The following is a 24,984-nucleotide window of genomic DNA, read 5'->3' on the forward strand; positions in this document are numbered from 1 at the left end:
TTACTCGACCGGGTGTGCGCTCGCGAGCGAGAGCGGGTTCACGATCGAGAGCAGCTCGCTCGGCTTCGAGATGAAGCCGGCCCATTCGTCGCTGGCCGCGAAGAACAGATTCTGCGTGTACATGATGTTGTCGTAGACCTGCTCGTGGACGATCTTGTTCGCCTCGCGCATGATCGAGATCTTCTCGTCCTCGTCGAACGTGACCATGCCCTCTTCGATCAGGGCGTTCAGGTCGGCGTCGTCCACGTGCGTGTAGTTGATCGCGCCGCCTGGCAGGTACGAGAGGGCGAAGTTCGTCACCGGGTCGTCCATGATGGCGAAGTTGCCGGCGTAGATGTCGTAGTCGCCCTCGTTGGTCATCGAGAGGTACGTGTTCCGCTCCGTGCCCTGCAGCGCGATCGTGATGCCGGCCTCGGCCGCGCTGTCCTTGACCATCTGCGCCCACTGGCTCGTCACGCTGTCCTGCAGGGAGTAGATCAGCCGGAACGAGACCGGGAAGGTGCCATCGGAACCGGCGGTGTAACCGGCCTCCTCCATCAACGAGCGCGACTTCTCCGGATCGAACTCGTACTCGGTCACCGAGTCGTCGTAGTACTTGGCGAGCACGGGCATGAGCGCGCTGGACCCGGTCGACACGGCCTGGCCCTGCAGCACCACGGTACGGATCGCGTCATAGTCGACCGCATGGGCGAGCGCCTGACGCACCTCGGTCTTCGCGAGGTCGGGCTTGTCCATGTTGTAGACGAGGTGCGCGTAGCCGAGGCCGGGAGCCTCGATGACCTGGAGGCCGTCGGTGCTGCTGAGCTGCTCGACCTGTGCGGGCGGCAGGGCGTTGGCGATCACGTCGATCTCGCCGCTCTGCAGCGCCAGGATCTCGGTGTTCACATCCGGGTACACGCGGTAGACGACCTCGGCGGGGCCGGGAACGCCGCCGTCGACGAGGGGATAGTCCTCGACGCGCTCGAGCGTGTAGTGCTGGCCGACCTGGAAGTCGCTCATGATGAACGGCCCCATGCCCACCCAGCGGCCGTCGCTGCCGTCGTTCGCGAATTCGGCGATCGAGCCCTTCGGCTCGAACACGTGTTGAGGGACGACGACGCCCCAGAACCCGATCTCGTCGATGATGGACGAGTCCGGCTGCGTGAGCGTGAGCTCGACCCTGGTGTCGGAGACGGCCGTCGCGGTCTCGAGATTGCCGAGCTGTCCGTAGAACGTGCCGGGCGCCTGATCGCGCTTGACCGCGTTCAGGGTCCAGGCCACGTCCTCGGCGGTCAGCGGTTCGCCGTCGCTCCAGGTGAGGTCGTCGCGGATCTCGTAGAACCCCGTGGTGTCGTCGACGTAGCCCCAGTCGGTGGCCACGTGGGCTTCCTTGGTGCCGTCGTCGCTGATGCTCAGCAGGTGCGGATACATCAGGTTCGTGATCCACGAGTCCGTGCGGCTGTTGCCGAGCACCGGGTTGAAGTTGACGACATCGGTGGTGGTGCCGATGCTGAGCGTCTCATCGCTGGGACCGGTGGAGCCGGACGACTCCCCCGGTTCCGGCGCGGACGGGGCGCACGCGGCGAGACCGACGGCGAGAACCGTGGCCGCGCCGAGGGCGAGGAACTTGCTGTACTTCATCAGACCCAGACCTCCTCGAGTACGCGCATGGTGTTCCCTCCGACGACGGCGCGAATCTCGTCGTCGGAGTAGTCGTGCTTCACGAGCCAGCCGATGATGTTGTAGAAGGCCTCGGCCGGGTTCTCGATGCCGTCGACGTACGGCTGCTTCTCATAGTCGACGTTGGCGTGCGCCTGTCCGAGCGACAGGTTCGAGGAGAACGCGTCGTGCAGGCCGACATGGTCGCCGAACAGGGTGTCCGGACCGAAGCTGACGTGCTCCAGACCCACCAGGTCGACGCAGTACTGGAAGTGGTCCATGACCGACTCCAGCGAGTGCTTCGGGTGCTGGGGCGAGATGGTCGTGTGGGGAGCTGCCTCGATGCCGATCACCCCACCGCGCTTCGCGCACTCGATGATCGTCTCGTCGGTCTTCATCCGGTTCGTCGGCCACAGCCCGCGGGCGCCGGCGTGCGTGATGAACACCGGCTTCTTCGAATGCGCGATCACATCGAGACAGGTCTGATCGCCGGAGTGCGAGATGTCGATGGCGATGCCGAGCTTGTTCATCCGCTCGACCGCGCGCTCGCCGAAGTAGGTGAGTCCGCCGTCGCCGCGTTCCTTGAGCCCGCCGCCGAGCATGTTGGCCTCGGAGTAGGCGATGCCCATCTGCCGCACGCCGAAGCCGTAGAGCACGTCGAGGCGGTCGACCTCGTTCTCGATCATGGTCGAGGCTTCGAGCGCGAAGATGTGCGCGACACGACCGGTCTCGGCGGCGTGGCGGATGTCCTTGATCGACTCGGCCTTGATCACGAAGTCCTGATGCGCGAGGTCGGCCATGCGCACGCCCAGGTCGAACAGCACGTCCTGGTATTTCCATCCGGCGTCGCTGGAGATGCAGCAGGTGCCGTCCATACCGTTGTCGAACACGGCGGTCAGACCGGAGCGGGCGAGGCCCTGGTAGCCGGTGGGTTCGCGGCCCTGACGGATGTGGTCGCGGAGTTCGCCCATGTCCTCGGGGAACACCTGCACGTGCTCATGCAGCGAGATCACGGTCTCTTCACGGAGCAGGCGCTCGGTGCGTTCCTGCTGCGCGTCGCTCAGGCCGAGGTCGTACGCCGGCACGCGGCCGATCTGCTTGGCATAGCGGAACTCGCGGTAGTCCTTGCCAGCTTCGAGGTAGTCGTAGGCGGTGTAGCCGGTGTACCGGCCTGCTTCTTCGAGCACGGATGCGCTCCTTCGGTTCGATGATGCGGATGCCACTCCCGATCGACGAGCGGGAGATTCCTCGAATCTGGAGGAATTCGGCATAGAAGTCAACTCTTGTGATTATCTTCGGCTGAAATGTTTCCTGTTCGAAACAATTCAGAACTCGGAAGCTGGCATGATGGCATCCATGGAGAACACTTCCGACACCGCGAACGCCGTCGTCCTCGACGTCGAGGGACTCACCGTCACCCTGACCGGCGATGGCCGTCACAATCGCGTCGTCGACGGGATCGACATCGCCGTCCGCCGAGGCGAGGTGTTCGCACTGCTGGGCGAATCAGGGTCGGGCAAGTCGATGACCGCCCGGGCGATCATGGGCCTCATCGACAACGGAGACGTCGAGGCGACCACCATGGCACTCGGCGGAACGGACCTCCTCTCGCTCTCGCCGGAGCAGCATCGCCGCCTGCGGGGCGTGCAGGTGAGCCTGGTCATGCAGGACGCGCTCTCCGCGTTGAACCCGGTCCTCAGCATCGGCGACCAGATCATCGACCTCATCCGCGCTCACCGCGGCATCAGCCGGCGCGCCGCCGAAGAGCGCGCGGTGGAACTGCTCGGTCTCGTCGGCATCCCCACCCCCGACAAGCGCGTGCACGACTACCCGCACCAGTTCTCCGGCGGCCAGCGCCAGCGCATCCTGATCGCGATGGCGATCGCCCTGGATCCCGATCTCATCATCGCGGATGAGCCGACGACGGCACTCGATGTGACGGTGCAGGCGCAGATCCTCGATCTGCTGCTGTCGCTGCGGGAACGACTCGGCATGGGGATCCTGCTCATCACGCACGATCTGGGTGTCGTGATGGAGGTCGCAGACCAGGTCGCGGTCATGCGCACGGGTCGCATCGTCGAGTCCGGCACGGCCGATGACGTGCTCACGAAGCCGCAGCATCCCTATACGATCCAGCTCCTGGACTCGATGCCGCGCGAGGTGAGCGCGGCTGCCGACGACGACGGCACGGCGCCCATCCTGGAAGGTCGTGGCCTCGAGCGCACGTTCCGCTCGGGAAGCGGGCGACGCGCCCACCGCGTCGCCGCGGTCGCCGGGGTCGACCTCGAGCTCCGGCAGGGCGAGATCCTCGCGATCGTCGGCGAGTCGGGCAGCGGGAAGTCGACGCTGGCCCGGATGCTGGTGGGCCTCGATGCACCGGATGCGGGCACGCTGCGCTATCGGGACCAGGACGTGACACGCGGCCGTCTGCAGGACAGGAAGATCCTGCGACGAGGGGTGCAGATGGTGTTCCAGGACCCGTACATGTCTCTCAACCCGCGGATGACCGTGCAGCAGATCATCGCCGAACCCCTCGCGGCCACGCGCACCGGTTCCCCCGCGAGCCGGCGTGAGCGCGTCGCCGAGCTGCTCGCGCTCGTCGGGCTCACCCCGAGATGGGCTCGCGCTTTCCCCACCAGTTCTCCGGCGGCCAGCGCCAGCGCATCGGCATCGCCAGGGCGCTCGCGCTCGACCCGGACGTCCTGGTGTGCGACGAACCCGTGTCCGCGCTGGACGTGTCGATCCGCGCGCAGATCATCGACCTGCTGTGCGAGCTACGCGAGCGGCTGGGCATGTCGATCGTCTTCATCGCCCACGACCTGTCCCTCGTGCGGCACATCGCCGACCGGGTCGCCGTGATGTATCTCGGCGAGATGGTCGAGATCGGAGACACGGAAGAGGTCTACCGGCACCCGGAGCACCCGTACACGCGGTCGCTGCTGTCCGCCATCCGCCGCAGACGCGTGCCGATCGCGGCATGCTGCAGCGTCGGACACGCCTCACGGCCTGAGGGGCGATTCCCGCTCCTCAGCGGCTGCCGGGTCGGACCGTCAGATCGGTGATCTCCGCGTCGCGCGGAAGGTCGAGTGCGGTGAGGATCGTCGAGGCGACGGAATCCGGCGTCATGAAACGATCGGCGTCGTAGTCCGCGCCCTCCTGATGGTGGACGCGTTCCTGCATGGGAGTCGCCGTGCGCCCGGGGAAGATCGACGTCACCCGCACACCGTGCTCCGCCTCTTCTGCGCGCAGTGCGTCGGCGAGGGCTTTGAGACCGTGCTTGGACGCCGCGTACGCCGACCAGCCGGCGTTGGCGCGCAGCCCCGCACCCGAGTTCACGAACACCACCTGGCCTTGAGACACGCGCAGAACGGGAAGGAGGAGTCGAGTGAGCTCGGCGGGGGCGACGAGGTTCACTGCGAGCTGCTGCTCCCAGAGGGAGGCGGGGAGGTCCGCCACATCGCCGAGGTCGACGACCCCGGCCACGTGCACGAGCGAGTCGATGCGGTCGGGCAGGTGCTGCTTCGACAGCGCCCAGGAGAGGCGCCCCGGTTGGGACAGGTCACCCACGAGGGGCGTCGCCCCAGGAAGGTCGGCAGCGATCTGGGTGGCCCGACCCACGTCACGTGCCAGGACGACCACGTCGTCTCCGCGATCCAGCAGCCGCCTCGCGAGCACCGCGCCGATTCCGGAGCCCGCTCCGGTGATCAGGTGCGTCGCCATGTCAGCTGGGGTCTGCGGCCGGCTCGACGACGTCGATCGGGACGACCGGGCAGTCCTTCCACAGGCGCTCGAGCCCGTAGTAGACGCGCTCCTCCTGGTGGAAGACGTGCACGATCAGATCGCCGAAGTCGAGCAGCACCCAGCGGGCTTCCGCGCGCCCCTCGCGGCGCACGCGCTTGTGGCCCGACTCGATCAGCCGGTCTTCGATCTCGTCCGCGATCGCGGCGACGTTGCGCTCGCTGTTTCCGGTGACCAGCAGGAAGATGTCGACGAGCGGAAGGGGCTCCGAGACGTTGAGTGCGACGAGATCCTCACCGCCCTTGTCGATCGCGGCTTGTGCTGCAAGGCGCAGCATCTCTTCGGCGGTTTCAGGTGATTGCATCAGAGCACATTCGTTGTGAAGGCGAAAATGAGGGCGACGCCCAAGGCGAGGGCGAGCCCTCCGGCGACGATCGCCAGGGTCAGCATGAGACGGTTGCCCTTCTCAGGGGCCGGGGGCCGGATGACTTCACCGGCGGGCTTGATGGTGCTGACGGCCGAACTCGCGGCGATCGGCGTGGGCGAGGATGCCGGGGGCAGCTCACCGTCGATGAGGACCGCGTCGACGTCCTTGCCGTCGGTCGTGCCGAGAGCGTGCCCCTGGGAGCCCATGCCCTGCGGCAACTCGTAGGAGCCGGTGACCAGGATCTCACCGGTCGATGCGACCGGGCCGGACAACGACCCCTCGCCCGGAGACGGCGTGAAGATCAACGCGTTCGGGGCGGAGTGCTGCGAACCCGTGGAATCGCCCACCGTGAGGAGATCGTCGAACGAGGGACGGAACGGGGCGTGGGGATCGGGCGCGTCCGCGAGGATCCCCTCGCCGAATGCCGAATTGACCGTGGGGCGGACACCGGGGTCTCCGTGTCGTCGACGGCTTCGTCGACGTCCGCGAGCACGTCGTCGTCGGGCGCGGTCTCGGAGTCCTCCGCGTCGAGTCCGAGCACGGCCTCGACGTCGTGCGCGCTCTGGGCCTCGTCCGATGGCGCCTCTTCCGCCTCGAGCGGGACCGCACCCACGGAGTCGGCGGCGGCGGACGCGCTCACCGGAACGACCGCGATCTCGTCATCGACGACATCGTCATCATCGAGGTCGGTGCGGCTGAAGTCCGGGATCCCCGAGACGATGGCGGCAGGCGCGACGACGGGCGACGGTGCGGGGATGACGGGCTCGGACGCAGGTTCGTCCGCCGACTCAGCCGAGTCGTCCGCCTCTTCGGCGTCGGCTCCGACCACCGGGACGGAGGCCGTGCGGACTTTCTCCTGCTCACGCGCCTGCCGTCGGGTCAGCGGGGCATCGGCACGCTGGTCTGCGGCGACGGGCTCAGGTACCGGCGGCGCGGCGGTCGCGACGGGTTCGGCGGCGCGCGGCAATGGCGGCGCGGGGACCGCCGCCTCGGCCGCTGCCGCAGCCTCCTCGCTGGAGATGACAGGTGTGGAACCCGTCAACCGGATCTCCCGCAGCTGCTTGCGGGTCAGCGGACCCTGCTCCTGCTGATCCGATGTGCTCATGCCTTGCTCCGATACAGGTGATGCTTCGCGATGTACTGAACGACCCCGTCAGGGACCAGATACCAGACCGGCTGATCGTCGCGAACGCGTTCACGGCAGTCCGTCGACGAGATCGACAGCGCCGGCACTTCCAGTTGGCTGACGTTGTCGCTCGGGAGGCCGTCTGTGCTCAGGACATGTCCTGGACGCGAGACCGCGACGAAGTGGGCCAACTCCCACAACTCATCATGGTCCCTCCAACTGAGAATTTGCGCTACGGCGTCCGCGCCGGTGATGAAGAACAACTCCGCATCGGGGCGATCACGCTTCAGATCGCGCAAGGTGTCGATCGTGTAGGTGGGGCCTTCGCGGGCGATGTCGACGCGGCTCACGGTGAACTGCGGGTTCGACGCGGTCGCGATCACGGTCATCAGATAGCGGTGCTCGCTCGGGGAGACACCCGACTTCTGCCACGGATGCCCGGTCGGAACGAAGACCACCTCGTCGAGGTCGAACGAGTTCGCGACCTCACTGGCTGCGACCAGGTGGCCATGGTGGATGGGGTCGAACGTTCCGCCCATCACGCCGATGCGCGGGGTGCGCGTGGTCGCAGCGTCGTTCATGGGGGCCTAGTGGCCGTGTCCCGCCTCGTGACCGTCCTTGCCGTGCTTCGCGGCCCAGGCCTCGGCCTTCGCCGAGTGACGGTTCGCCACGTTCTTGTACGAGAACGTCACGAAGCCCAGCGCCGCGAACACGATCGCGGCGATGACCCCGAAGATCAGCGTCTCGAGCGCGACGTTGCCGTGGTGCTCGGTCTCGGCGGCGGCCATCGCGATCTGTGCGACGAGGTTCATCCTGGCTCCGTTTCGTGGCGTGCTGTTCGGGTCCTGCGGGGTACAGCGTCCCCCAGTCTAGCCCTCAGCCGCGGGTCTGCCCCGACCCACGCGCGAGCCATTTCGTGCTGGTCAGCTCTGCGAGCCCCATCGGTCCGCGAGCATGCAGCTTCTGCGTCGAGATGCCGACCTCCGCACCGAAGCCGAACTCGCCACCGTCGGTGAATCGCGTCGAGGCGTTGACCATCACGACGGCCGAGTCCACCTCTGCGAGGAACCGGTCGGCATTGCGGGAATCGGTGGTGATGATCGACTCGGTGTGGCCGGTGCTGTAGCGGCGGATGTGGGCGATCGCCTTGTCGAGCGACTCGACGACCTTGATCGCGATGTCGAGACTCAGGTACTCCGTCGCCCAGTCCTCCTCAGTGGCGGGGATCACGTTCGACATGAGGCCGAGGACCATGTCGTCGCCGTGGATGGCCACCCCTTCGCTCTGCAGCGCGCTGGCGACCAGCGGGATGAGCCGCGGGGCCGCCTGGCGGTGCACGAGAACGGTCTCGACCGCGTTGCAGACACTCGGACGCTGCACCTTGGCGTTCACCACGATATCGCGTGCCCAGTCGTCAGGTGCGGTCTCGTCGAGGAAGATGTGGACGTTGCCCGCCCCGGTCTCGATGACGGGCACGGTCGACTCCGTGACGACCGTCTCGATGAGGCCGGCACTCCCCCGCGGGATCAACACGTCGATGAAGCCGCGACCGTGCATGAGCGCCTTCGCCCCGTCACGGCCGAAATCGTCGACCGTCTGAACGGCCTCGGCGGTGAGACCGGCGTCGGCGATCGCTCGGCGCATGACATCGACGAGCACGGTGTTCGAGTCGCGGGCGGCGCTCCCTCCGCGCAGGACGACCGCGTTGCCGGAGCGCAGGGCCAGCGCAGCGATGTCGACTGTGACGTTGGGACGGGCCTCGTAGATCGCTCCGACGACGCCGAACGGCACCCGAACCTGTTCGAGTGCCACACCGTTGGGCATCCGGTGACCGCCGACCACGCGTCCCACCGGGTCGGGCAGGGCCGCGACCTCGCGCACTGCCGCGGCCAACGCCTCGACGCGCTTCTCATCGAGCCGCAGCCGATCGATCAGGGATTCCCCGATGCCGCCCTCGCGCCCGCGATCGATGTCACGACCGTTCGCCTCGATGATGCGCGGAGCAGCATCCAGGAGGGCGAGGGCGATCGCCTCGAGGACACGCGCCTTGTCGTCGCTGGTGAGAGCCGCGGTGGCTCGAGAGGCCTCTTTGGCGCGCTCGAGGCGCACCTGCGGGGTCTGGTCGGTCATCCGCCCAGTTTATGAGGTGGCCGGTTCGAACCAGGTGCCTATTTCGGCCCCCGAGAGAGCCTTGTCCACGAGATCGGCGCTCGTCACGAGCACACCGATGCCGGATGCCGCGGCCAGACGCGCCGCAGAGACCTTGGTCGCGGCTCCCCGGTGCCGACGCTGTTGACGACCGTCGCTCCGAACTCGAGTCCGGTGAGGTCGGCATCGGGTGCGACGATGTCGATCGGCTCCGCGCCGGGGTCGGTCGGCGGCTTCGTGTACAACGCCTCGATGTCGCTCAGGAGGATGAGGGCGTCGGCCTCGATCAGTTGAGCCACGAGCGCGCCGAGTCGATCGTTGTCGCCGAAGCGGATCTCCTGCGTCGCGACGGTGTCGTTCTCATTCACGATCGGGAGGGTACGCAGACCCAGCAACCGCTCCATCGCGCGACGGGCATTCGAACGCGACGTCGGATTCTCGAGGTCGCCGGTCGTGAGGAGCACCTGTCCTGCGACGATGTCGAACGGACGGAGCGCTTCCTGGTACCGGTAGACGAGGATGTTCTGCCCGACGGCGGCCGCCGCCTGCTGCGTCGCGAGGTCTGTGGGGCGCGCGTCCAGACGCAGGAACGGGATGCCCGACGCGATGGCGCCGGACGAGACCAGCACGACCTCCGCACCTCGGGCATGCGCCGCCGCCAGTGCCTCGACGATCACGGGGATACGCCAGGACGACTCTCCGCTGATCGACGACGAGCCGACCTTCACGACGATACGGGACGCGGTCGCGAGATCCGCGCGGGTGCGTGCGGTCACTCGCCGTCCTCGCGGTAGGCGGCCAGACGCTGGGTCTCCACCTCGGCCCGTGCCTCCGCCTTGGCATCCATGCGCTCGTAGTACTGCTCCCGACGCTCCGACGTCGTCCGTCGCGCGTTGGGCGCGAGACGGGGGTCGGTGCCACGAGGCGCCGTCATCAGCTCCGCCGCGGAGGTCATGGTGGGCTCCCAGTCGAAGACGATGCTGTCGCCCTCGCCGATCACCACGGTCGAGCCCTGCACGGCACCGAGGCGGAAGAGCTCGTCCTCGACTCCCAGCTTCTCGAGACGATCGGCGAGGTATCCGACGGCCTCCTCGTTCTGGAAGTCGGTCTGCTGCACCCAGCGCACCGGCTTCTCGCCGAGGATGCGGTACAGGTTTCCGTACGTTCCTCCTTCGACGCGGATCGAGAACTCCTTCTTCGAACCGCGCGGGCGGATGACGACACGCTCCGGCGGGGCCTCGACGGCGGCTTCGGCACGGTGCTTCTCGACCAGCTCGCCGAGGGCGAAGGTGAGTGGGCGGAGCCCCTCGTGCGAAACAGTGGAGATCTCGAACACGCGGAACCCGCGCGCCTCGAGCTCCGGCCGCACGAGCTCGGCGAGGTCGCGCGCCTCGGGGACGTCGACCTTGTTCAGGGCGATGAGCTGCGGGCGCTCCAGCAACGGCGTCTGACCTTCGGGAACCTCGTAGGCCCCGAGCTCGGCGAGGATCACGTCGAGGTCGGAGATCGGGTCTCGACCGGGCTCGAGCGTGGCGCAGTCGAGCACGTGCAACAGCGCGGTGCAGCGTTCGACGTGGCGCAGGAACTCGAGACCGAGCCCCCGCCCCTCGCTCGCGCCCTCGATGAGGCCGGGCACATCGGCGACCGTGTAGCGGAAGTCGCCCTGCTGCACGACGCCGAGGTTCGGGTGCAGCGTGGTGAACGGGTAGTCGGCGATCTTCGGACGGGCGGCGGAGATCGCGCCGATCAGGCTCGACTTGCCCGCTGACGGGTAGCCGACGAGGGCGATGTCGGCGACGGTCTTCAACTCGAGGACGACGTCGCCCTCATGCCCCGGTGTGCCGAGCAGCGCGAAACCGGGTGCCTTGCGCTTGGGCGTGGCGAGGGCGGCGTTGCCGAGTCCGCCCATGCCGCCCTTGGCGACGACGAACCGCTCCCCGGCACGATCATGTCGATCAGGACATCGCCTGCCGTGTTCTTCACCACGGTGCCGACGGGCACGGGAAGCTCGAGCGTCTCGCCGAGGAACCCCGAGCGGTGATCGCCCATCCCCGGTCCGCCGTTGCCGGACGAGCGGTGGGGCGAGTGGTGGTACGAGAGCAGGGTGCCGGTCTGCGTGTCGGCGACGAGCACGATATCGCCGCCGTCACCGCCGTTGCCACCATCAGGACCGCCGAGGGGCTTGAACTTCTCGCGGTGGACGGAGACGCAGCCGTTGCCGCCCTTACCCGCACGCAGGTGCAGTGTGACGGTGTCGACGAACGTGACCATGTGCGAGTTCCCCTGGATTCGTAGGTGGTGAAGGTGTGCAGATACACGGACGGGGCGAGCCGAAGCCCGCCCCGAACCGGATGACTAGTGTCGCGCTGAGATCACTCAGCTGCAGCGACGATGTTGACGACCTTGCGGCCGCCCTTCGCGCCGAACTCGACCGCGCCGGCGGCCAGTGCGAACAGCGTGTCGTCGCCGCCACGGCCGACGTTCACGCCGGGGTGGAAGTGCGTGCCGCGCTGGCGGACGATGATCTCGCCGGCGAGAACCTGCTGACCGCCGAAGCGCTTCACGCCGAGGCGCTGTGCGTTGGAGTCACGACCGTTGCGGGTGGAGCTTGCGCCCTTTTTGTGTGCCATGTCCTGGTCTCCTCGGTCTTACTTGATGCCGGTGATCTTGACGCGCGTGAGCTCCTGGCGGTGGCCCTGACGCTTCTTGTAGCCGGTCTTGTTCTTGTACTTCTGGATGATGATCTTCGGGCCGCGGAGGTTGCCGAGAACCTCTGCCGTGACCTTGACCTTCGCCAGCTTGTCAGCGTCGGTGGTCACCGTGGCGCCGTCGACGAGCAGCACAGCGGCAAGCTCGATCTTCTCGCCCTGGGCAGCCTGCACACGGTCGAGCTGAACGATCGTGCCGACCTCGACCTTCTCCTGCCGCCCACCGGCGCGCACTACTGCGTAAACCACTTCATACCTTGTTTCGTTGGGGAGCACAGCGGCTCCGAGAATGTCACGGGAAGACTGTTGCTTGCATGCGCCGCAGGGCGACGGGTGCGAACGCAAGGCTCTCCGCTCCGTCCGGCGAGGACGACGCGGCATACGCACCAAGGGACTACTTTACCGGATGCGGGACGGTGTCGCAAAGCGGGCCGATTCCGGCACGTTCGCACCCGTACGCACCCTCCCCGCCGACGCGCGCATAGGCTGACGAGGTGACCGTACTCGTCGACGACCCCATCTGGCCCGCCCACGGACGCCTGTGGGCGCACCTGGTCAGCGACGACAGCATCGACGAGCTCCACGCCTTCGCGAGAGCCAACGACGTGCCCGCACGGGCGTTCGACCTCGACCACTACGACGTGCCGGAGGAACTCATCCCCCGGCTCGTCGCCGCCGGCGCCCATCAGGTGAAAGGCAAGGAGCTGGTGCGGCGCCTTATCGCCTCAGGACTCCGAGTCCGAGGTCGCGATCGGCGCTGAGGGTTCGGAGTTCACCGACACCGGAGTGCCCGTGAGCGCAGCCGTGCTCACCCGGCGGCGCCCTCGTCCCTGACCCGGAGCCTTCGGCTCAGGAAGGGCGTCGAGAACCGAGTCGAGAAGCTGCTCGGCGGGAGACTTCGGTGCCTTCCGCTCGCCGCCGCGCTTCTTGCGGGCCTTCTTCGGCCGATCCGTCGCGACCGACGCGTCACTCGCCACGTCTGCCCGCTCGGCCTCTGCCGAACCTTCCGCCGCCGGAGCGATCGTGGACGCCGCGATCTGAGCCAACGCCGACTTCGCACCCTCGGTGATGCTGTGCGTGACGTTCGGCGCCGCAGGCGCGTTCTGACTCTGGCCGTTGCCGCCGTTGCCGCCACGCTGACGACGACCGCTCTGGCCATTGCCACTGCCGTTGTTGTTGCCGCCGTTGCTGTTGTTGCTCGAGCGGTGCTTCACGACCGGGTCATGGTGGACGATGACACCACGGCCGGCACACACCTCGCAGGCCTCGCTGAAGGTCTCCAGCAGCCCGAGACCGAGCTTCTTGCGGGTCATCTGCACGAGGCCGAGCGAAGTGACCTCGGCGACCTGGTGCTTCGTGCGGTCGCGGCTCAGGCACTCGATCAGACGGCGCAGCACGAGGTCGCGGTTGGACTCGAGCACCATGTCGATGAAGTCGACGACGATGATGCCGCCGATGTCGCGCAGACGCAGCTGGCGGACGATCTCCTCGGCCGCCTCGAGGTTGTTCTTGGTGACCGTCTCCTCGAGGTTTCCGCCGGAGCCGACGAACTTCCCGGTGTTGACGTCCACCACCGTCATGGCCTCGGTGCGGTCGATCACGAGGGATCCGCCCGACGGCAGCCATACCTTGCGGTCGAGGGCCTTCTCGATCTGCTCCGTGATGCGGAACGCATCGAACGGGTCGATCTCGTCCTCATACGCCTCGACACGCTCGAGCAGATCGGGGGCGACGCTCTCCAGGTAGGCACGGATGGTCTGCTGCGCATCCTCGCCCTGGATCAGCATCTTCGTGAAGTCCTCGTTGAAGACGTCGCGGACGATCTTGACGAGAAGGTCGGGCTCGGCGTGCAGGAGCGCAGGCGCCTGCTGGTTCTCGACCTGCTTCTGGATGTGCTCCCACTGCGAGGTGAGACGCTGCACGTCGCGCGTGAGCTGGTCTTCGGTCGCGCCCTCTGCCGCGGTGCGCACGATCACGCCGGACGACTCGGGGAGAACCTCCTTGAGGATGCGCTTGAGCCGCGCACGCTCGTTGTCGGGGAGCTTGCGGCTGATGCCGTTCATCGACCCACCAGGGACGTACACCAGGTAACGGCCGGGGAGCGAGATCTGGCTGGTCAGACGGGCACCCTTGTGGCCGACCGGGTCCTTCGTGACCTGCACGAGCACACGATCGCCCGCCTTGAGGGCGAGCTCGATGCGACGCGGCTGGTTGCCCGTCTCGACGCCATCCCAATCCACCTCGCCCGAGTACAGCACGGCGTTGCGTCCGCGGCCGATGTCGACGAACGCGGCCTCCATGCTCGGCAGCACGTTCTGCACGCGGCCGAGATACACGTTGCCGATCAGCGAGGCGTCTTGATTGCGAGCGACATAGTGCTCGACGAGAACGCCGTCTTCGAGGACGCCGATCTGCGTGCGGCCGTTCTTCGAGCGCACGACCATCTTGCGGTCGACCGACTCGCGACGAGCCAGGAACTCCGCCTCGGTGACGACCGGTCGACGGCGTCCCGCATCGCGCCCGTCGCGACGACGCTGCTTCTTCGCCTCGAGCCGCGTCGACCCCTTGATGGCCTTCGGCTCGGTGATGTACTCGACCACGCGCTGACGCTGGCGCGGCTCATCCCGCTGCTCATCGCCGTCGGATCCCCCGCGGCGACGACGTCCGCGACCGCGCGGCGCCGATTCCTCCTGCGGCTGCTCACGGTCGGCGATCCGATCGAAGATGCGCTCGCGTCCCGGACGTGCAGGAAGCGGCACGACCTCGGGCGCGTAGAAGTGCAGTTGCGTCGACACCTGCGAGACGAACACCTCGGGAAGCAGGCCCAGCGACACGGCGGTCACCGCGGCAGGAACCTCCGGCGCGGCAGGAGCCTCCTCGACAGGCGTCTCCTCGGCGGGAGCTTCCTGCGCGGGAGCTTCGTCGGCAGGAGCATCGTCGGCAGGAGCGTCGTCGGCAGGAGCGTCCTCGACGGAAGCGCCATCGGCAGCCGCAGCGGCATCCTCCTCGACGATCGCCTCGGAGACCACCTCGGCATCCGCGTCCGAGAGGTTCTCGGAGCCGGCGCTCTCGGAGGGAGTCTCGGCGGCCTCTCGTTCGATCGCCGCCTCTGCCGCGATCACCGCGGCGTCCTCGGCGGCGGCGTCGGCAGCTTCGTCGTCATCCGCTGCGGCAGCATCCGCTGCGGCCTCGGCGTCGTCGGCTGCGGCCGCGGCATCCTCGGCAGCGGCGTAACCGGCGGCGACATCGTCGGCCGCGGCATCGGCGGCGACATCTGCCGCATCCGACCCCGCGGCACTTTCGTCCGCCGATGTGTCGGGCTCGGGAGCGGTGGACTCCGTCAGCGGCTCCGCGGCGTCAGCCGGGAGGTCGAGGGCGGGTACGTTGTTGTCATTGTTCTCATCGGCCATCTCTGGCTTACTCCCTGCACGGAGCACTGGGTGCTCCATGAAATCTCATGCGGTACCCGCGGGTTCCGCGAACTCACTCGGTGTGCGACCGGCTCATGGCTCTGATCGCGTGGGGCATGGGGCCCCGAAGTCTGCGTCGACGCGTGTCGCGGCAAGGCCGTTCATCGCGTCACAGGCCATTATCGCACCAAGTCGTCGCGTTCATGGCATCCCGGCGCGACCAGCGCGTTTTCTCCGGCCTGTTCTCGCCACATCCATAGCAGTCGCTGGGATAATCCACGGTATGAGCGAGCAGCGCACCCGCCCCGTCTTCTACGCCGTCTGGCTGATCTTCGCGAGCGTGGTGGGCTGGTTCGCCGCCTTCCAACTCACGGTCGAGAAGTTCGTCCTGGCGGCCAATCCGGATGCGGCACTGAGCTGCAACGTCAGCGTGATGATCCAGTGCGGAAAGAACCTCGAGTCCTGGCAGGGCGCGGTCTTCGGCTTCCCCAACCCGATCATGGGGATCGCCGGATGGATGGCGCCCCTGTTCATGGGCGTCGCACTGCTGGCCGGGTCGCGGTTCCCTCGGTGGTTCTGGCTGACCTTCGGCGCTGGTGTGACCTTCGCGTTCGGCCTCGTCTGCTGGCTGATCTGGCAGAGCATCTACGCCCCCAATCTCGGCGTGCTGTGCCCCTGGTGCATGCTCACCTGGTCGGTCACCATCCCGACCTTCTTCGCCACCATGCTGCACCTGACACGCAATGGCAGCTTCACGAGCAACAAGAAGGTGCAGGAGCGCGCGAATCGGCTGATGGCCTGGGTTCCGCTGGCGACGATCCTCGCCTACGCCGTCGTCATCCTGCTCGCCCAGTTGCGCGGACTCGACCTCCTCGGCGAGGTCATCGGCATGATCTTCTGATCCCACTTCGACGCGAAGAAACCCGCCGCCGATCCGAGGATCGGCGGCGGGTTTCTTCGTGTGATCGCAGGTGTCAGTCGAACCAGATGCCCAGCTCGCGGGCCGCCGACTCGGGGCTGTCCGACCCGTGCACGAGATTCTGCTGGACCTTGAGTCCCCAGTCACGACCGAAGTCGCCCCGGATCGTGCCCGGCGCAGCGGTCGTCGGGTCGGTCGTGCCGGCGAGAGAACGGAAGCCCTCGATCACGCGGTTTCCCGCGAGGCGGATCGCGACGGACGGACCCGAGAGCATGAACTCGAGCAGCGGCTCGTAGAACGGCTTTCCTTCGTGCTCGGCGTAGTGCTCAGCGAGGAGGTCGCGGTCGGGCTCGACCAGGCGGATGTCGACGAGGGCGTACCCCTTCGCCTCGATGCGTGCGAGGATCGCGCCGGTGAGGCCGCGGGCGACGCCGTCGGGCTTGACGAGGACGAGGGTTTCTTCGGTGGCCATGTCATTCACTCTCTGTCTGAGTCTCGGTCGTGGGCTCGGCGGGGCGTCGTGCGTCCAATCGGGCCCCTCCGATGGTCGCATACGCCCACATCCCGCCGAAAATCAACACGACGAGCAGGATCGCCGGGACGAAGAACGCCGACAGGGCGACGATCGCCTGCACGACCCACCCCGCAGTGAGCGCCCAGGGCTTGGTGATCATCCCCGCGATCGCGATGCACGCGAGAGCGAGCACCGCTCCCCCGACGATGCCCCACCACTGTTCGATGCCGGCGGGAAGCTGACGCAGGCCGAAGATCGTGAGCCCGACGAGGAACACCACGATCGCCTCGAAACCGAGCACGATGGGGGCGAGCTTCTGCACGAGGGTGCGCGGCGGCCGAGGAGCGCGCGCCGGTCGCGCGGCATCCGCGCTCATGCGCGCCACCCCGACTTCCAGTCCTCGTCCTCGGCGAGCACGATCGCCTCGCCCGCGAGCACGACCGAGCCGGCGATCACGACGGCGCGGCGATCGGACGAGGCCGCCCACTCGCGCGCCGCATCAGCCGCGTCGGCCAGGGAGTGGTGCACGGTCGCCCGCTGACCGCTCTGCTCCACGAGGTCGGCGATCGCATCGGCGTCGCTCGCCCTGTCGGAGTCCGGAGCCGTCGCGAAGACGTGCGCGACCGCGGGAACGAGACGCTCCACGATGCCCGCGGCGTCTTTGTCGGCCAGCACGCCGAGCACCAGGCCCCACTCGTCGAAGTCGAAGCTGTCGTCCAGGGCCTGCGCGAGAGCGGCGGCTCCGTGCGGGTTGTGGGCGGCGTCGACGACCACGGTCGGCGCGATGCCGAGCAGCTGCAGTCGTCCCGGCGAGGTGGTGCCCTGCAGACCGTCGGAGATGATGTCCCCGGCGATGGCCTGCGATGCGCCGCCGATGAGCGACTCCACAGCTGCCACGGCGAGAGCGGCGTTGTGGCCCTGGTGCGCACCGTACAGCGGCAGGTACTCCTCGGCGTATTCGCCCGCGAGCCCGCGGATCGTGAGCAGCTGCCCGCCCACGGCGAGCTTCTGCTCGGTGAGCCCGAACTCCTCACCCTCGAACGAGATGGTCGCATGGTGCTCCGCCGCGACCCGACGGAGCACCGCGGCGGCCTCCGGAGGCTGCTGCGCCGAGACGACGGCCGCACCCTCCTTGATGATGCCCGCCTTGACCTGCGCGATCTCCTCGATGGTGTCGCCGAGTCGATCCGCGTGATCGATGTCGATCGGTGCGAAGACGGCGACGTCGCCGTCGGCTGTGTTCGTGGAGTCCCATTCCCCGCCCATGCCGACTTCGAGCACCAGCACATCGACGGGGGCATCCGCCACGGCGACGAACGCCAGCACCGTCAGCAGCTCGAAGAACGTCAGGGGCGCGTCGCCCGCGGCCTCGAACTCGGCGTCGACGATGTCGACGAACGGCTCGATCTCGTCCCAGGCATCGGCGATCGCCTCGTCGGCGATGGGCTCGCCGTCGATCATGATCCGCTCCGTGAAACGCTCGAGGTGCGGGCTGGTGAACAGTCCGGTGCGCAGGCCGTGCGCACGCAGGAGGCTCTCGATCATCCGCGCCGTCGACGTCTTGCCGTTCGTGCCTGTGATGTGCACGACGCGGTACGTGCGCTGCGGATCGTCGAGGAACGCGAGGATGCGCGCCGTGCGCTCCTTGCGCGGCTGTACCCACCGCTCCCCCGCTCGGCTCAGCAGCGCCTCGTACACGGCATCTGCGCGATCCCTGTCGCTCATGCTCCGACCTTTCCGCTCACGACCGCTGTCGCATCGATCGTCACGATCACCGGTGCCTTCGTCGACCCCAGCGCCCGCGCTCCCGAACGGAAGACGCCGTCGTCGGGGCTCGTGACCTCGTCGACCAGGGCCTCGATGTCGTCGGTCGGCTGCACGGCGAAGGCGACCGCGAGCGTCTCCGCGGCGATCAGCTCGGCATGAGCCTCCAGCGCGGCGGCATCATCCGGCGCGGCGTTGAGCGCCAGGACGATGCGATCGCTCACGTCGAGTCCGGCATTCTTGCGCGCCTCCTGGACGACACGGATCGCATCGCGGGCGAGGCCTTCCGCCTCGAGCTGCGGCGTCGTCTGCGTGTCGAGCAGCACGAAGCCGCCGGACGGCACGATCGCGAGCGCCTCTCCCTCCGGACGCCCTGTGGTCTCGAGCGCGAGCTCGTACTCGGAGGGCTCCAGCGTGATCCCGCCCGCGGTGACGACCCCGCCCTCCTCGGACCAGTCCCCCGCCTTGGCGGCCTTGATCACGGTCTGCACGTTCTTGCCGAGGCGCGGACCGGCCGCGCGCGCATTGACGCTCAACCGGTGCGTGATGCCGTACTCGCCCGCAGTCGTCTCCTGCAAGGGCACGAGTTCGACCGACTTGACGTTCAGCTCCTCCCGAAGGATGTCCTCGAACTGGCCCAGCGAGCCGGCCAGGGGGGACACGACCGTGAGCCTCGCCAGCGGCAGTCGCACGCGCAGCTTCTCCTTCTTGCGCAGCGCATTGCCGACGCTCGACAGCTCGCGCACGGCATCCATCGCGTCGCGGATGTCGTCAGCCGCAGGGAACTGCCTGTCATCCGGCCAGTCGGTCAGGTGCACGCTGCGCCCGCCCGTGAGTCCCTGCCACACGCGCTCGCTGACCAGCGGCACAAGGGGCGCCGCGACGCGGGTGAGCGTCTCGAGCACGGTGTAGAGGGTGTCGAAGGCTTCGCGGCTCTTCGGGTCGTCCGTCACGCCGACCCAGAAACGGTCACGCGAACGACGGATGTACCAGTTCGTGAGCACTTCGGCGAAGTCACGCAGGCGGGCTGACGCGGTGGTCGAGTCGAGGCCTTCCAGATCGGCGCGCACCTCGCGCACGAGATCTCCGAGCCGGGCCAGGATGTAGCGGTCGAGCACGTCGGTGGAGTCCGTGCGCCATTCGGCCTCGTATCCGTCGGCACCGGACGCGTTCGCATATGTCGCGAAGAAGTACCACGAGTTCCACAGCGGCAGCAGGAACTCGCGGACACCCGAGCGGATGCCCTCCTCCGTCACGGCGAGGTTGCCGCCGCGCAGCACGGAGCTCGACATCAGGAACCAGCGCATGGCGTCGGACCCGTCGCGGTCGAGCACCTCCGACACATCGGGGTAGTTGCGCAGCGACTTCGACATCTTGTAGCCGTCGCTGCCCAGCACGATGCCGTGGCAGCTGACACCGGTGAACGCCGGGCGGTCGAACAGCGCGGTCGACAGCACGTGCATGACGTAGAACCAGCCGCGGGTCTGACCGATGTACTCGACGATGAAGTCCGCCGGCGCGTGCGAGTCGAACCACTCCTGGTTCTCGAACGGATAGTGCACCTGCGCATACGGCATCGATCCGGAGTCGAACCACACGTCGAAGACGTCCTCGATCCGGCGCATCGTGCTCCTGCCGGTGGGGTCGTCCGGGTTCGGCCGCGTCAGGTCGTCGATGTACGGGCGGTGCAGATCGATCTCGCCCTCGGGGTTGCGCGGCAGCGTGCCGAAGTCGCGCTCCAGGTCTTCGAGCGAACCGTAGGCGTCGACGCGCGGGTACTCCGGGTCGTCGCTCTTCCAGATCGGGATGGGTGAGCCCCAGTAGCGGTTGCGGCTGATCGACCAGTCGCGCGCGCCCTCGAGCCACTTGCCGAACTGGCCATGCTTGACGTTCTCTGGCACCCAGGTGATCTGCTCGTTGTTCGCGAGCATGTCGTCCTTGATGTCGGTCACGCGGATGAACCAGCTCGACACGGCCTTGTAGATCAGGGGGTTCCGGCAGCGCCAGCAGTGCGGGTACGAGTGCTCGTAGCTCTGCAGCCGGATCAGGCGGCCGTTCTCGCGGATGAGGCGGACCAGCGGGGTGTTCGCCTCCATCCACAGCTGTCCAGCGACATCGGTCACGTTCGGGAGGAACTTCCCGCCGTCGTCGAGAGAGAGGATCGTGGGGATGCCGGCAGCGCCCGCGACCCGCTGGTCGTCTTCACCGTAGGCCGGGGCCTGGTGGACGATGCCGGTGCCGTCGCTGACCGTGACGTAGTCGTCCACGAGGATGCGCCAGGCATTCTCGGTGCCGTACGTCTCGGTGTCGGCGTAGTAGTCGAACAGGCGGTCGTAGGTGACGTCCTGCAGCTCCGACCCGCGGACGGTCGCGTCGACCGCAGCGAGGGCGTCATCCGTGCTCTCGTAGCCGAGGTCCTTGGCGTAGCCGCCCAGCAGTTCCTTCGCGAGCAGGTAGCGGTGCGCGGACGACTCGATAGCGGCATCCGTGGTTCCGGCAGCTTGGTGCACATCGGCGGCACCGGCCGGACCGGCGGGGACGACGACGTATTCGATGTCGGGCCCCACGGCGAGCGCCAGGTTGGTCGGGAGTGTCCACGGCGTGGTCGTCCAGGCGAGGGCACGGACGCCGGTGAGGCCGAGAGCCTCCGCCTTGGCGCCGGTCAGCGGGAACGTGACCGTGACGGAGGGGTCCTGACGCATCTGGTAGACGTCGTCGTCCATGCGCAGCTCGTGCGCGGACAGGGGGGTCTCGTCGCGCCAGCAATACGGGAGGACGCGGTAGCCCTCGTACGCGAGGCCTTTGTCGTAGAGGGTCTTGAACGCCCAGAGCACACTCTCCATGTACCCCAGGTCGAGGGTCTTGTACCCGCGGTCGAAGTCGACCCAGCGCGCCTGACGGGTGACGTAGTCCTGCCACTCGTGCGTGTACGCCAGCACCGAGCTCTTGGCCTTGGCGTTGAACACGTCGATGCCCATGTCCTCGATCTCGGCCTTCTCGGTGATCCCGAGCTGCTTCATCGCCTCGAGCTCGGCGGGCAGGCCGTGCGTGTCCCACCCGAACACACGGTCGACCTTGTGTCCGGTCATCGTCTGGAAGCGGGGGAACACGTCCTTCGCGTAGCCGGTGAGGAGGTGGCCGTAGTGCGGCAGACCGTTCGCGAACGGAGGGCCGTCGTAGAACACCCACTCGGGTGCGCCCTCGCGCTGAGCGATGGAGGCGCGGAACGTGTCGTCCTCCTCCCAGAAGGCGAGCACCTCCTCCTCGATCTGCGGGAAGCGAGGACTCGGGGCGACGGGGCTGGTCGAGGCGTCGGCGGCGGGGCCGAAGGAGGAACGGGGGTAGGTCATCGTGTCTCGCAGTGGTCGTCGTGGCGGATGCTCCTGCGAGGACGACCCTCGCGGACCGCGGTACCACCTCGCGTGCGCTGCTTCCCCCGGAGGGTCGGTTCGCGCCACTCTCACTGCGGCTGTGACGGGCCTGCCCCGCTCGGTTCTACTGGGCCCGTCGCCGAGCTGTTCTTCCGAGAGCTCCCCGGTGATGCCGGATCGATGCTCGTGCCTCCATTGTACGCAGGTGCGCACGCCCGCTCTCCCCCACTCCCGAATCTGCGACCTCACGCGCAGGCAGGCGCACGGCTCGGGCGTCGGGGGCAGGGCTTAGCCTCGTGGAATGCCCCGCACTGCCGACTCCCCCGCCGCGCCCCGTGTCTCCGCTCCCGACCTGCCGCCCGTGCTGGAGTCCGCAGCCCCGGGCCGCCGCGCGGACGTGATCGCCGCTCGGCTCGATCTCTCCGGCACGGTCGATCTCGCATACTCGACACTCGAGCAGTGCGTCGTGAGCGCGGACGCGGACGCGGTCGACCTCACGGGTGCGACGGTGGTCGACGTCGACCTGCCAGGTGTGCGCATCGCCTCGCTCCGCCTGCGGGATGCCGGCGTCCGACGAGTGCGGATCAGCGGCGGCCGGATCGGCACCCTCGACCTCAGCACCGCGAGCATCGCAGAACTCGAGCTGCGCGACGTGCGGATCGACTACCTGAACCTCGGTGCCGCGAAGGTGACCGACCTCGATGTCTGCGGCTGCGCCATCCGCACGATCGACATGCCGCAGGCCGAGCTCACCCGTGTGCGGTTCGACTCCACGTCGAGCGACGAGGTCGACACCCGCGGCATGCGGGCGAAGGACCTGGACCTGCGCGGCCTCGACGCCCTGGCCTATCTCGACGCCAACAGCCTCCGCGGTGCCACTCTCACCTCGTTCCAGGTGCAGCAGCTGGCGCCGATCCTCGCGGCCGGAATCGGCATCCAGGTCAAGGACTGACGGGACCGCTCGCCGCAAGCAACTCCCTCGTGAAGGGATGCTGCGGAGCGGCGAACACCTCCGCCGTGACGCCCTGCTCGACGACCCGGCCGTCCTGCATCACGAGCACGTCGTCGGCGACGGCACCGACCACGTCGAGGTCGTGCGACACGAGGATCATCGTGAGCCGGCGCTCCTCCTGCAGCCGGGCGAGCAGCCGGAGCACGCGCTCGCGCACCGAGGGATCGAGCGCGGACACGGGTTCGTCGAGCACCAGCACCTCGGGGTCGGCAGCGAGTGCCCGGGCGATCGCGGCCCGCTGTCGCTGTCCCCCGGAGAGCGCAGCCGGACGCCTGTCAGCGAGTTCCGGCCCGAGACCGACCTCGGCCAGGAGTTCCGCCACGCGCGCCCGCCGCTGTGCGCGGGGCACTCCTCCGGCTTCGAGCGCTTCGCGCAGCGAACGGCCGATGGTCCATCGGGGGTCGAATGCGCCGAGCGGGTTCTGGTGCACGAGCTGCACCCGCCGCTGCCGCACCCAGTTCAGGGTCCCGCTGTCCGGTGCGTCCACGCCCACGACCATGCGGGCGAGTGTGGTCTTGCCCGAGCCCGACTCTCCCACGATGCCCAGCGTCCGACCGTCTGCCACGGTGAAGGAGGCGTCGACGACGGCGGGAACCGCGTCGAAGCTGCGCGAGACGCCGGTGGCCACCAGCACCGGCTCCGAACTCGCCGGGGTCGTGGAGCGGGGTTCGTGGATGGTCGCCGCGATGAGCTGTTTCGTGTACTCGTGCCGAGGATCGTGCAGGACCTCGCCCACGGGGCCCGACTCCACGACGACCCCGCCGCGCATCACCAGCACGCGGTCGGCGACCCTGCGGACGGCAGCGAAGTCGTGACTGATGAAGACGAGGGCGGTTCCCGCATCCGTGATCTCCCGCAGCAGGCCGAGGATCCGGGCCTGCACGGTGGCGTCGAGGGCGGTCGTCGGCTCGTCGGCCACGAGTACCGCCGGGTCGCCGGCGAGCGCGGAGGCGATGAGCGCCCGCTGCCGCAGACCGCCGGAGAGCTGATGGGGATGCTGTCGCGCCCGGCGCGCAGGTTCCGGCATCCACACCCTGCCGAGGAGGTCCTGCACGCGCGCCGCCCTGGTCGCACGACCTCGGGCGATGCCGTGCAGCAGCAGCGGCTCGGCGACTTCGGCTCCGATCCGACGCAATGGATCGAGGGACACGAGGGCGTCCTGCGAGACGAGCGCGATGCCCGCTCCGCGGAGACGTCGCCACGCGCGCTCCGAGAGCGACGTCGCGTCCGTCCCGCCGATGGCCAGCCGGTCGACCGTGATGGCAGCGTTCGCGGGCGTGAGGCCGAGCAACGCTCTGGCCGTGAGCGACTTGCCCGCCCCGGACTCGCCGACGATCGCGACGCACTCTCCAGGGTCGACGACGAAGGACACGCCGTCGACCACCGGTGTCCCCTCGAAGGCGATCCGGAGTCCCCGCACCTCGAGCGCCGCGGTCACGTCGTGCTCCCGTCTGCGCGTGCCCGGAGGATCCGTCCGACGACCGTCGCAGACACGACGGTGAGGGTGATCGCGATGCCGGGGAACACCGAGATCCACCACGCCTGCCCGAGCACGTTGCGTCCGCCGGCGAGCATGAGTCCCCATTCCGGCGTCGGCTCTGACGGCCCGAGTCCGAGGAAGCTGAGTCCCGCCGCCGCGAGGATGCTCGATCCGATGCCGATCGTCGCGAGCACGCTCAGCGCGCCGAGGACACCGGGCACCACATGCCGTGTGAACGCGCGCACGCGAGGGACACCGAGTATCCGCGCGGCCTCGACGTGTTCCGCGACCCGGAGCGTCTGCGTCTGCACTCTCGAGTCGGATGTACACGGGGACGGCGGCGAGCGTCACCGCGATGGCGATGTTCACCGGCCCCGGCCCCAGCACCGCGACCACCACCAACGCGACGAGGAACTCCGGGAAGGCCATCAGCACGTCGTTGACGCGCATCACAGCGGTGTCGACGGCCCGTGGTGCCGTGCCGGCGACGGCGCCGATGACGAGGCCGACAGCGAGCGCGATCCCGGTGGCGAGGAGACCGATGCCGACGGACCTCCCTGCCCCGTGGACGACGCGCGAGTACACGTCGCGCCCGCTCTGGTCGGTGCCGAAGAGGTGCTCGGAACTCGGCGGGAGCAGGGCCGACCGCACGTCTGTCTGCAGCGGATCGGCTGTCGCGAGGAGACCGGGCCATACGGCGGCGACGGCGATCAGGGCGAGGACGGCGAC

General features: G+C 68.3%; 22 protein-coding genes and 3 pseudogenes. 5 read left to right on the forward strand and 20 right to left on the reverse strand.

Annotation, left to right across the window (positions count from 1 at the left end; translation table 11 throughout):
- Entirely contained in the window at window positions 1-1,620 is a 1,620-nt protein-coding gene (locus K1X59_RS11575) for an ABC transporter substrate-binding protein (RefSeq protein WP_183150222.1), read from the reverse strand.
- Window positions 1,620-2,825 carry a dipeptidase gene (locus K1X59_RS11580; RefSeq protein ID WP_202045229.1) on the reverse strand — a complete coding sequence of 402 codons (1,206 nt, stop codon included), beginning with the start codon at window positions 2,823-2,825 and terminating at the stop codon, window positions 1,620-1,622. Before K1X59_RS11580 ends, K1X59_RS11575 begins: the two co-directional genes overlap by 1 nt.
- A 169-nt stretch (window positions 2,826-2,994) precedes the next feature.
- On the opposite strand from K1X59_RS11580, the pseudogene K1X59_RS11585 reads away from it, so the two are divergent.
- Window positions 2,995-4,301: pseudogene (locus K1X59_RS11585) on the forward strand (ATP-binding cassette domain-containing protein); the annotation flags it as partial.
- A gap of 129 nt (window positions 4,302-4,430) precedes the next feature.
- Window positions 4,431-4,700, forward strand: a complete 270-nt coding sequence (locus K1X59_RS21420) for a hypothetical protein (protein WP_258567216.1) — start codon at window positions 4,431-4,433, stop codon at window positions 4,698-4,700.
- Here K1X59_RS21420 and K1X59_RS11595 read toward each other — a convergent pair.
- The 11 genes and pseudogenes from K1X59_RS11595 to rplU all read right to left on the reverse strand — a co-directional run bounded on the left by K1X59_RS11595 (window position 4,666) and on the right by rplU (window position 12,034).
- Window positions 4,666-5,358: an SDR family oxidoreductase gene (locus K1X59_RS11595; RefSeq protein ID WP_183150224.1), complete on the reverse strand. Its 693-nt coding sequence runs from the start codon at window positions 5,356-5,358 to the stop codon at window positions 4,666-4,668. The genes K1X59_RS21420 and K1X59_RS11595 overlap by 35 nt on opposite strands.
- Window position 5,359: 1 nt before the next feature.
- Window positions 5,360-5,740 (reverse strand): ribosome silencing factor, encoded by a 381-nt coding sequence (gene rsfS / locus K1X59_RS11600; protein ID WP_028501610.1) that lies wholly within the window; start codon window positions 5,738-5,740, stop codon window positions 5,360-5,362.
- On the reverse strand, window positions 5,740-6,150 hold the full coding sequence (locus tag K1X59_RS21425) for a hypothetical protein (protein WP_258566816.1): 411 nt from the start codon (window positions 6,148-6,150) through the stop codon (window positions 5,740-5,742). Before K1X59_RS21425 ends, rsfS begins: the two co-directional genes overlap by 1 nt.
- On the reverse strand, window positions 6,105-6,908 hold the full coding sequence (locus K1X59_RS11605; RefSeq protein WP_258566817.1) for a hypothetical protein: 804 nt from the start codon (window positions 6,906-6,908) through the stop codon (window positions 6,105-6,107). Before K1X59_RS11605 ends, K1X59_RS21425 begins: the two co-directional genes overlap by 46 nt.
- On the reverse strand, window positions 6,905-7,510 hold the full coding sequence (nadD, locus tag K1X59_RS11610; protein ID WP_183150226.1) for a nicotinate-nucleotide adenylyltransferase: 606 nt from the start codon (window positions 7,508-7,510) through the stop codon (window positions 6,905-6,907). Before nadD ends, K1X59_RS11605 begins: the two co-directional genes overlap by 4 nt.
- A 6-nt stretch (window positions 7,511-7,516) precedes the next feature.
- Complete coding sequence (locus K1X59_RS11615) at window positions 7,517-7,741, reverse strand: hypothetical protein (RefSeq protein ID WP_183150227.1); 225 nt, start codon at window positions 7,739-7,741, stop codon at window positions 7,517-7,519.
- Between the two features lie 64 nt (window positions 7,742-7,805).
- Window positions 7,806-9,059: a glutamate-5-semialdehyde dehydrogenase gene (locus tag K1X59_RS11620; RefSeq protein ID WP_220173417.1), complete on the reverse strand. Its 1,254-nt coding sequence runs from the start codon at window positions 9,057-9,059 to the stop codon at window positions 7,806-7,808.
- A 9-nt stretch (window positions 9,060-9,068) separates the two neighbouring features.
- Window positions 9,069-9,853, reverse strand: a pseudogene (gene proB, locus K1X59_RS11625) (glutamate 5-kinase).
- Window positions 9,850-11,348, reverse strand: a pseudogene (obgE, locus tag K1X59_RS11630) (GTPase ObgE). Before obgE ends, proB begins: the two co-directional pseudogenes overlap by 4 nt.
- Before the next feature lie 101 nt (window positions 11,349-11,449).
- Window positions 11,450-11,707, reverse strand: coding sequence for a 50S ribosomal protein L27 (gene rpmA, locus K1X59_RS11635; protein WP_017202370.1), 258 nt, complete (start codon window positions 11,705-11,707; stop codon window positions 11,450-11,452).
- 18 nt (window positions 11,708-11,725) lie between these two features.
- The gene (gene rplU / locus K1X59_RS11640; RefSeq protein ID WP_045258321.1) at window positions 11,726-12,034 is read right to left on the reverse strand and encodes a 50S ribosomal protein L21; all 309 of its coding nucleotides are present in this window, start codon (window positions 12,032-12,034) and stop codon (window positions 11,726-11,728) included.
- A 245-nt stretch (window positions 12,035-12,279) separates the two neighbouring features.
- Between rplU and K1X59_RS11645 the strand changes: the two genes are divergently transcribed.
- Window positions 12,280-12,546 (forward strand): DUF4031 domain-containing protein, encoded by a 267-nt coding sequence (locus tag K1X59_RS11645; RefSeq protein ID WP_183150229.1) that lies wholly within the window; start codon window positions 12,280-12,282, stop codon window positions 12,544-12,546.
- Here K1X59_RS11645 and K1X59_RS11650 read toward each other — a convergent pair.
- Window positions 12,511-15,195, reverse strand: a complete 2,685-nt coding sequence (locus K1X59_RS11650) for an Rne/Rng family ribonuclease (RefSeq protein WP_183150230.1) — start codon at window positions 15,193-15,195, stop codon at window positions 12,511-12,513. The genes K1X59_RS11645 and K1X59_RS11650 overlap by 36 nt on opposite strands.
- A 283-nt stretch (window positions 15,196-15,478) precedes the next feature.
- On the opposite strand from K1X59_RS11650, the gene K1X59_RS11655 reads away from it, so the two are divergent.
- Entirely contained in the window at window positions 15,479-16,096 is a 618-nt protein-coding gene (locus K1X59_RS11655; RefSeq protein ID WP_183150231.1) for a vitamin K epoxide reductase family protein, read from the forward strand.
- Between the two features lie 73 nt (window positions 16,097-16,169).
- Here the strand turns inward: K1X59_RS11655 and ndk are convergent, their stop codons facing one another.
- The 4 genes from ndk to ileS are packed head-to-tail and all read right to left on the reverse strand — an operon-like array spanning window position 16,170 to window position 21,742.
- The gene (gene ndk, locus K1X59_RS11660) at window positions 16,170-16,586 is read right to left on the reverse strand and encodes a nucleoside-diphosphate kinase (RefSeq protein WP_017830321.1); all 417 of its coding nucleotides are present in this window, start codon (window positions 16,584-16,586) and stop codon (window positions 16,170-16,172) included.
- Between the two features lies 1 nt (window position 16,587).
- Window positions 16,588-17,004, reverse strand: coding sequence for a DUF4233 domain-containing protein (locus tag K1X59_RS11665; RefSeq protein WP_244631936.1), 417 nt, complete (start codon window positions 17,002-17,004; stop codon window positions 16,588-16,590).
- Complete coding sequence (locus K1X59_RS11670; RefSeq protein WP_183150233.1) at window positions 17,001-18,353, reverse strand: folylpolyglutamate synthase/dihydrofolate synthase family protein; 1,353 nt, start codon at window positions 18,351-18,353, stop codon at window positions 17,001-17,003. The genes K1X59_RS11665 and K1X59_RS11670 overlap by 4 nt, the downstream gene beginning before the upstream one ends.
- Entirely contained in the window at window positions 18,350-21,742 is a 3,393-nt protein-coding gene (ileS, locus tag K1X59_RS11675; RefSeq protein WP_183150234.1) for an isoleucine--tRNA ligase, read from the reverse strand. The genes K1X59_RS11670 and ileS overlap by 4 nt, the downstream gene beginning before the upstream one ends.
- A gap of 322 nt (window positions 21,743-22,064) precedes the next feature.
- Here ileS and K1X59_RS11680 point away from each other — a divergent pair, with 322 nt between their 5' ends.
- Window positions 22,065-22,715, forward strand: coding sequence for a pentapeptide repeat-containing protein (locus tag K1X59_RS11680; RefSeq protein WP_183150235.1), 651 nt, complete (start codon window positions 22,065-22,067; stop codon window positions 22,713-22,715).
- On the opposite strand, the gene K1X59_RS11685 is transcribed toward K1X59_RS11680, so the two are convergent.
- Window positions 22,705-24,213, reverse strand: a complete 1,509-nt coding sequence (locus tag K1X59_RS11685; RefSeq protein ID WP_220173418.1) for an ABC transporter ATP-binding protein — start codon at window positions 24,211-24,213, stop codon at window positions 22,705-22,707. The genes K1X59_RS11680 and K1X59_RS11685 overlap by 11 nt on opposite strands.
- Complete coding sequence (locus K1X59_RS21430; RefSeq protein ID WP_244631938.1) at window positions 24,210-24,566, reverse strand: ABC transporter permease; 357 nt, start codon at window positions 24,564-24,566, stop codon at window positions 24,210-24,212. The genes K1X59_RS11685 and K1X59_RS21430 overlap by 4 nt, the downstream gene beginning before the upstream one ends.
- Between the last annotated feature and the right edge of the window lie 418 nt (window positions 24,567-24,984).

This window comes from Microbacterium sp. Se5.02b (genome assembly GCF_019464375.1).
GTDB lineage: Bacteria > Actinomycetota > Actinomycetes > Actinomycetales > Microbacteriaceae > Microbacterium.

Excerpts from the sequence above, each read along its gene's own strand:
- K1X59_RS11575 (WP_183150222.1), bottom strand. The coding sequence starts at position 1,620 with ATGAAGTACAGCAAGTTCCTCGCCCTCGGCGCGGCCACGGTTCTCGCC.
- K1X59_RS21420 (WP_258567216.1), top strand. The coding sequence starts at position 4,431 with ATGTCGATCGTCTTCATCGCCCACGACCTGTCCCTCGTGCGGCACATC.
- K1X59_RS11595 (WP_183150224.1), bottom strand. The coding sequence starts at position 5,358 with ATGGCGACGCACCTGATCACCGGAGCGGGCTCCGGAATCGGCGCGGTG.
- rsfS (WP_028501610.1), bottom strand. The coding sequence starts at position 5,740 with ATGCAATCACCTGAAACCGCCGAAGAGATGCTGCGCCTTGCAGCACAA.
- K1X59_RS11605 (WP_258566817.1), bottom strand. The coding sequence starts at position 6,908 with ATGAGCACATCGGATCAGCAGGAGCAGGGTCCGCTGACCCGCAAGCAG.
- nadD (WP_183150226.1), bottom strand. The coding sequence starts at position 7,510 with ATGAACGACGCTGCGACCACGCGCACCCCGCGCATCGGCGTGATGGGC.
- K1X59_RS11615 (WP_183150227.1), bottom strand. The coding sequence starts at position 7,741 with ATGAACCTCGTCGCACAGATCGCGATGGCCGCCGCCGAGACCGAGCAC.
- K1X59_RS11620 (WP_220173417.1), bottom strand. The coding sequence starts at position 9,059 with ATGACCGACCAGACCCCGCAGGTGCGCCTCGAGCGCGCCAAAGAGGCC.
- rpmA (WP_017202370.1), bottom strand. The coding sequence starts at position 11,707 with ATGGCACACAAAAAGGGCGCAAGCTCCACCCGCAACGGTCGTGACTCC.
- K1X59_RS11650 (WP_183150230.1), bottom strand. The coding sequence starts at position 15,195 with ATGGCCGATGAGAACAATGACAACAACGTACCCGCCCTCGACCTCCCG.
- K1X59_RS11655 (WP_183150231.1), top strand. The coding sequence starts at position 15,479 with ATGAGCGAGCAGCGCACCCGCCCCGTCTTCTACGCCGTCTGGCTGATC.
- ndk (WP_017830321.1), bottom strand. The coding sequence starts at position 16,586 with ATGGCCACCGAAGAAACCCTCGTCCTCGTCAAGCCCGACGGCGTCGCC.
- K1X59_RS11665 (WP_244631936.1), bottom strand. The coding sequence starts at position 17,004 with ATGAGCGCGGATGCCGCGCGACCGGCGCGCGCTCCTCGGCCGCCGCGC.
- K1X59_RS11670 (WP_183150233.1), bottom strand. The coding sequence starts at position 18,353 with ATGAGCGACAGGGATCGCGCAGATGCCGTGTACGAGGCGCTGCTGAGC.
- ileS (WP_183150234.1), bottom strand. The coding sequence starts at position 21,742 with ATGACCTACCCCCGTTCCTCCTTCGGCCCCGCCGCCGACGCCTCGACC.
- K1X59_RS11680 (WP_183150235.1), top strand. The coding sequence starts at position 22,065 with ATGCCCCGCACTGCCGACTCCCCCGCCGCGCCCCGTGTCTCCGCTCCC.